This is a genomic window from Geomonas sp. (genome assembly GCF_056994735.1).
Genome location: NZ_JBXKJL010000012.1, coordinates 1 through 2,578 on the forward strand (window position 1 = coordinate 1; position 2,578 = coordinate 2,578).

Below are 2,578 nucleotides of genomic sequence, written 5' to 3' on the forward strand. Positions count from 1 at the left end.
TAGCCAAGCAAGTCCAAAGCGGGCTTATTTGGCTCTGGTTTTTTGACCGGAGAGGATGACACCGATTAGGGTTGGTGCATCGGCTGTTCTTTAACAACGTGGAAGAAGTAAAGCGATTGGACTGCGCGCGCGGTTCTTGGGGGTGAGGGTATGCCTTTGGGATTCGAGCGCGTGGGCCGATCGACTGGGTTTTGATGATTGTATCGACGCATCTCGAGCGTACAAAAGGGCTTGGGATGCGGTGCAACCGAAGCGCGTGAGCTTGTGGCTGTTCGTTGGGTTGTCGAGGGCGAACGGTTATAGGGTCAAGCGACAAAGTGCATGTGGTGGATGCCTTGGCGATTACAGGCGAAGAAGGACGTGGCAGCCTGCGAAAAGCTGCGGGGAGCTGGCAAACGAGCAATGATCCGCAGATGTCCGAATGGGGAAACCCGGCCCACCGTTAAGCGGCTTTCACGCGCGCGAGCGAGTTTGCGAGCGCGCGTTCAAAGCCCTCCGAGAACAAGCGAGCTTGGAGCCGAAGGACGCTTAACGGTGGGTCACCGCTGTCTGAATTCATAGGACAGTTGGAGCGAACCCGGTGAACTGAAACATCTCAGTAGCCGGAGGAACAGAAATCAACCGAGATTCCCAGAGTAGTGGCGAGCGAAATGGGACCAGCCATCGCGATTTAGCACTGATCTCAGGAGAACGCTCTGGAAAGGGCGGCCGTAGTGGGTGACAGCCCCGTAACCGAAGAGAACAGTGTGGAACCAGGCGCGAGACAAGTAGGGCGGGACACGTGAAATCCTGTCTGAAGATGGGGGGACCATCCTCCAAGGCTAAATACTCGTGATCGACCGATAGTGAACCAGTACCGTGAGGGAAAGGCGAAAAGAACCCCGGGAGGGGAGTGCAATAGATCCTGAAACCGCATGCATACAAACAGTCGGAGCCCCTGCTTCGTTGGCCTTCGGGTTCTTTCGACGAGCGCGCGTCGCGCGCGAGTCAAAAGAACGACCAAGACCAAGAGATCCTGCGCGGTGATGCCGCGGAGGGCCAAGGAAGCAGGGGTGACGGCGTACCTTTTGTATAATGGGTCAGCGACTTACGTTCACCAGCGAGCTTAACCGAATAGGGGAGGCGCAGCGAAAGCGAGTCCGAACAGGGCGCATAGTTGGTGGGCGTAGACCCGAAACCGGATGATCTACCCATGGCCAGGCTGAAGCGGGGGTAACACCTCGTGGAGGGCCGAACCCACTACCGTTGAAAAGGTAGGGGATGAGCGGTGGGTAGGGGTGAAAGGCTAATCAAATCCGGAAATAGCTGGTTCTCTCCGAAAACTATTGAGGTAGTGCCTCGGGTATCACCTGCGGGGGTAGAGCACTGTCATGGTGGCGGGGGTCATTGTGACTTACCGCGCCATAGCAAACTCCGAATACCGCAGAGTGGCAGCCCGGGAGACAGACGGCGGGTGCTAACGTTCGTCGTCGAGAGGGAAACAACCCAGACCCTCAGCTAAGGTCCCCAAGCACGGTTAAGTGGGAAACGAGGTGGGAAGGCACAGACAGCCAGGATGTTGGCTTAGAAGCAGCCATCATTCAAAGAAAGCGTAATAGCTCACTGGTCGAGTCGTCCTGCGCGGAAGATGTAACGGGGCTCAAACCGTGCACCGAAGCTAGGGATTCGTACGTTCCTTTTAGGGCATTGAGGGTGGCGGCAGGTCCGTTCGCCTCAATGGAAGGTTTGGCGCGTCGCCGCGTGACGGCGGCGGGCGCCAACCTTGGGCAGTGCGCTAAAAGGAACGTACGGATGGTAGGAGAGCGTTCCGTAGGCCGTTGAAGGTGTGCCGTGAGGCATGCTGGAGGTATCGGAAGAGCGAATGCTGACATGAGTAGCGATAAAGCGGGTGAAAGGCCCGCTCGCCGAAAGCCCAAGGTTTCCTGCGCCACGTTCATCGGCGCAGGGTGAGTCGGCCCCTAAGGTGAGGACGAGAGTCGTAGCCGATGGGAAGCGGGTCAATATTCCCGCACCGACCAGCGATGCGATGGGGGGACGGAGAAGGCTAGCGCGGCCGGGTGTTGGACGTCCCGGTTGAAGCGTGTAGGCGTGGCCCTTAGGCAAATCCGGGGGTCTTAGCCGAGGCGTGATGACGAGGAGCGGCTTGCCGCTCCGAAGTGCGCGAGGCCCGGCTTCCAGGAAAAGCCCCTAAGCTTCAGTCGTTGGTTGACCGTACCGCAAACCGACACAGGTGGGCAGGATGAAGATTCTGAGGCGCTTGAGAGAACTCGGGAGAAGGAACTCGGCAAATTAGCACCGTAACTTCGGGATAAGGTGCGCCCCTGGTAGGTGAGAGCGTACAGCTGGAGCCGAGAGGGGCCGCAGAGAAATGGTGGCTGCGACTGTTTAACAAAAACACAGCACTCTGCCAAGACGACGAGTCGACGTATAGGGTGTGACGCCTGCCCGGTGCCGGAAGGTTAAGTGATGGGGTGCGAGCTCTTGATCGAAGCCCCGGTAAACGGCGGCCGTAACTATAACGGTCCTAAGGTAGCGAAATTCCTTGTCGGGTAAGTTCCGACCTGCACGAATGGCGTAA

At 58.0% G+C, this 2,578-nt stretch carries 1 rRNA gene; it reads left to right on the top strand.

Going from position 1 to position 2,578, the window contains the following annotated elements:
- Window positions 1–303: 303 nt before the first annotated feature.
- A 23S ribosomal RNA gene (locus AC11W3_RS00505) occupies window positions 304–2,578 on the top strand; the annotation flags it as partial.